This is a genomic window from Rhodococcus sp. IC4_135 (assembly GCF_011602025.1).
Lineage (GTDB): Bacteria > Actinomycetota > Actinomycetes > Mycobacteriales > Mycobacteriaceae > Rhodococcus_F > Rhodococcus_F baikonurensis.
In genome coordinates, this window is sequence record NZ_JAAOLG010000087.1 from 1 (window position 1) to 3,094 (window position 3,094).

Below are 3,094 nucleotides of genomic sequence, written 5' to 3' on the forward strand. Positions count from 1 at the left end.
GAGGGTGAATCGGTGGTACAGCCACACACAGTGCGCGATGATCTCCCGCGGAAACCGGAACCCCTTGTACGTTGACGACACCCGTAGATCATCCCAGATCAGCGGATCTCAACAACTTGACAATGCCGTGGTCGCGCCCAGCGGCTCCCGGGCATCACATACTCCGTCGGTCGGAGCGCAGATCCACTCGACCTCCACCAGACGGAACGGCGCCCGCTCCCCCGCGAAAGTGACGCCACTCGGAGCCTTCCGTCCTGCGAGGGCGACCTCGATGCCCGTCTTCGGCTGCCGAGGATCGGCGTAGAGCCGAACCTGGACCCGGGCGGCAAGCTTCGTACCGATCTCGCCGCGGTCGATCTCGACCGCGAGATCCCCGACGATGCGCGCACCCTGGGAGTACCCGAGCAGGACATATCGAGTTGACGAACTGCACATATGCTCCTGAGCGGCTATCCGATCCCGAAGCCGCGACAAGCCGATCGCGACGGAATCGTCGTAGTTCTGTGTCCAACCGGCGACGCCGGCAAGGATTCCGCCCGGATACTCCACATGCTCGACGACGTACCCGAGAGCCCGGTAGTCGCCGGCGATGGCGTTGAGCGGCGACGCCGGGTCGATACTCGTGGGCGTATGCGGCCCCTTCGTACCGTCCACGGCGAGCACCAGCGGCACCATGCACGTGGCAGGAACGGAGGCGGAGGCATATTGCTGCGGAAATGCGACGGCGCCGGCAATCACGGCCACAGCGACGGAAAAGAAACGAGATTTCTTGAACATGAAAGTTTTCCCGGTGCACGAGGTGGATGCAGCGAATGCTGCGAGAAGGTAACCGGGTTTGAAGTTAGCGATCGGGAATCTTGCGCGCGAGGTGATATGTGGGGTGACCCGCTCACAAGCCTCCAGAACGGGAACGCGTTGCACTAATCTTTGACGAACGTCTTCGGTCGCCGATTAGTACCACGCCCAGCCCCTCAGTTCATGTCCGTACAGGGGCTGACGGCCTTCGGTCTGGCCGACAACGCCACAGCAGACGCCGGACGACTGACGCAGGTGAAGATTGAGCCGATGCCGGCAGGCAACCTCGTCTACCTGACCGAGAGCACCCAACAGGGCGCGGACCAAAGCCGACAATCCAAAAACCGGCAAACCTGGCGGTGAACTACTCCCATTCAGATGCTGGTCCTGCCCGTTCGTGTTCATCACCGACTGACGGTGGAGTCCGCACAGGACCCCGTGGAGGCCGAGCTTCACGAGAAGTCGCTCCGACAGAAGATGGCGACGCTTGAGAGTGTCTCCCGACTATCGACCGGCCAGCAATGACGCAGTAACATCACCCACTGTGGTGCGCTGCTTTCCGCCTCGGTTCCAGCGCACCACCCGTTACCACCGCGCAGGCAATCGCCCCTTTCACTCGGCCTGCATGATCCACACGTGCAGGAGCTACCCATGACCTCCCCCGCCGAACGTCTGACCGCCAAACTCGAACAACTCCCCATCAGCGACGACGCCCCCATGTGTTCACTCCTGCGCACAACGCTGCTCGCACACGCGCAAGACGGTAGCGATATCACCGAACCCACCGTGCTGGGACTGCTCGCGATCACCGGTGTCCTCGAAGAACGACTCGCCAGGCTCGAAGCCACACTCCAACCCGCAACCACCCCATGACGCCACCCGCGCCCCCACTCACCACGGATAGGAAAGTCGGCCGCCGATGGCGGTTGGCATGATGGTGGGCATGGCTGCCACCGGACTTCCCGAACTCGATGTCGCCCGGATCGTGAAATATTGCGCCAGTCGAGTTCCGGAACAGTATCGGCACGAGATCCGCGTCGAATGCGACATCACGCCACGTCATGTGACGATCTGCGAATGCCGACCACCGTGGCGTGAGGATTTCGGCCCGGAGTGGACCCGTTTCCCCATCGCCCGCCTGTATTACACGAAGAAAACAGGGTTGTGGACGTTGTATTGGCGAGACCGGCACCTCAAATTTCACCGCTACAGTTTTTGGATCCGAGTCCACATGTTCAGGATTTGCTCGATCACATCGAAAGCGGTGGGGATCCGATCTTCTGGGGTTGATCCGTTATCGTCGGTGATGCGTTGACCTGTTGAGACCAAGACCGTAATGGAAACATCCGCGATCGTTGGGTGAGGAGATGGGTCGGCGGGTCCTCTGCCAGAATATGGACTATGCCCGATTCTGACGCTCACTCCACAGATCCCATCACAGTCGGGTCCCGGGTCATTGTGATCCGGACCCCTGGATTAGAGCCCAGCGATACCGAACTGCAGGTCGGTATCGTGGTCGAGGACTTCGCCGACACCGTCATCGACGACACTGACCTGGGTCGGGATTGGGCACCGGCGCTGCGGTGGGCGATAGCCCTCGACGACGGGCGTTTGGTATTCGCCGCCGAGGACGGTCTCGAGCTCGCCTGATCTGTCCGTCTCGCGGGCCAGAATTACGAGTTACAGGTCCGCGACTCATAGATGTCGACGAAAGACGACGGTGCTACCCTCAAGGCTCAGTGAACGGCGTCGAAAGCATCGATCACGTCTGCTTTGATCCGCCCGCGTGGGGAGACTTCGAAGCCGTTCTTGCCGGCCCAGTCACGGATCGCTTTCAATTGTTCGGCTGATCGACCGGAGCCTGACGGCTTAATCGCAGTCGAGGTTTTCGCACGAGCTTTGCCTTCCGTGGGGACTTTCTCCGCAACCTTTACGTACGGGACGAATACAGCCTCGATCTTGTCGGCGTTGGTAGGCCGAAGATCGATCCGATAATCGGCGCCCTGATAAGAAAAAGTGACCTCGTGCCCCAACCCTGCGTCGATCGGCTTTCCGTCGAGATCGTCGATGAGTTGGCGAATAAATATCTCAGCCACAGCAATCCCCTTCAGTAATGCGGAATGAATACCGCGTTCAGGTTATCCGCAGTATCGAATAATCCGGGGAGCGCTACTAGTGCCCCGAGTTTGAAGTTGTTTTACGGTCAGCTTTCACCAGGATCTGCTCGGCGGTTTTCGTCCACACGAACGGCTGCGCCCGCGGATTCCACCCGTTGATGAACTCTCGGATCTTCGCCGTC

General features: G+C 60.3%; 6 protein-coding genes and 1 pseudogene. 4 read left to right on the forward strand and 3 right to left on the reverse strand.

Annotated elements, in window-relative coordinates; translation table 11 throughout:
- Window positions 1-108: 108 nt before the first annotated feature.
- The gene (locus G8767_RS34995) at window positions 109-777 is read right to left on the reverse strand and encodes a PE-PPE domain-containing protein (RefSeq protein WP_166814258.1); all 669 of its coding nucleotides are present in this window, start codon (window positions 775-777) and stop codon (window positions 109-111) included.
- Between the two features lie 201 nt (window positions 778-978).
- Here G8767_RS34995 and G8767_RS35000 point away from each other — a divergent pair, with 201 nt between their 5' ends.
- The 4 genes from G8767_RS35000 (at window position 979) to G8767_RS35015 (ending at window position 2,445) form a co-directional block, all read left to right on the forward strand.
- Window positions 979-1,158 carry a hypothetical protein gene (locus G8767_RS35000; RefSeq protein ID WP_058036905.1) on the forward strand — a complete coding sequence of 60 codons (180 nt, stop codon included), beginning with the start codon at window positions 979-981 and terminating at the stop codon, window positions 1,156-1,158.
- A 288-nt stretch (window positions 1,159-1,446) separates the two neighbouring features.
- Window positions 1,447-1,668 carry a hypothetical protein gene (locus tag G8767_RS35005; protein WP_058036904.1) on the forward strand — a complete coding sequence of 74 codons (222 nt, stop codon included), beginning with the start codon at window positions 1,447-1,449 and terminating at the stop codon, window positions 1,666-1,668.
- Window positions 1,669-1,738: 70 nt separating this feature from the next.
- Window positions 1,739-2,110, forward strand: coding sequence for a DUF3024 domain-containing protein (locus G8767_RS35010; RefSeq protein ID WP_235868021.1), 372 nt, complete (start codon window positions 1,739-1,741; stop codon window positions 2,108-2,110).
- An 86-nt stretch (window positions 2,111-2,196) separates the two neighbouring features.
- Window positions 2,197-2,445, forward strand: a complete 249-nt coding sequence (locus tag G8767_RS35015; RefSeq protein WP_070160344.1) for a hypothetical protein — start codon at window positions 2,197-2,199, stop codon at window positions 2,443-2,445.
- 86 nt (window positions 2,446-2,531) lie between these two features.
- Here G8767_RS35015 and G8767_RS35020 read toward each other — a convergent pair whose 3' ends face one another.
- Together G8767_RS35020 and G8767_RS36205 are read right to left on the reverse strand one after the other, a co-directional pair.
- A complete protein-coding gene (locus G8767_RS35020) occupies window positions 2,532-2,891 on the reverse strand; it encodes an Lsr2 family protein (RefSeq protein ID WP_070160346.1) in 360 nt (119 codons plus the stop codon).
- Between the two features lie 76 nt (window positions 2,892-2,967).
- A pseudogene (locus G8767_RS36205) lies at window positions 2,968-3,094 on the reverse strand (IS630 family transposase); the annotation flags it as partial.

Coding starts and splice junctions, on each gene's coding strand:
- G8767_RS35010 (WP_235868021.1), top strand. CDS start 1,739: ATGGCTGCCACCGGACTTCCCGAACTCGATGTCGCCCGGATCGTGAAA.
- G8767_RS35005 (WP_058036904.1), top strand. CDS start 1,447: ATGACCTCCCCCGCCGAACGTCTGACCGCCAAACTCGAACAACTCCCC.
- G8767_RS35000 (WP_058036905.1), top strand. CDS start 979: ATGTCCGTACAGGGGCTGACGGCCTTCGGTCTGGCCGACAACGCCACA.
- G8767_RS35015 (WP_070160344.1), top strand. CDS start 2,197: ATGCCCGATTCTGACGCTCACTCCACAGATCCCATCACAGTCGGGTCC.
- G8767_RS34995 (WP_166814258.1), bottom strand. CDS start 777: ATGTTCAAGAAATCTCGTTTCTTTTCCGTCGCTGTGGCCGTGATTGCC.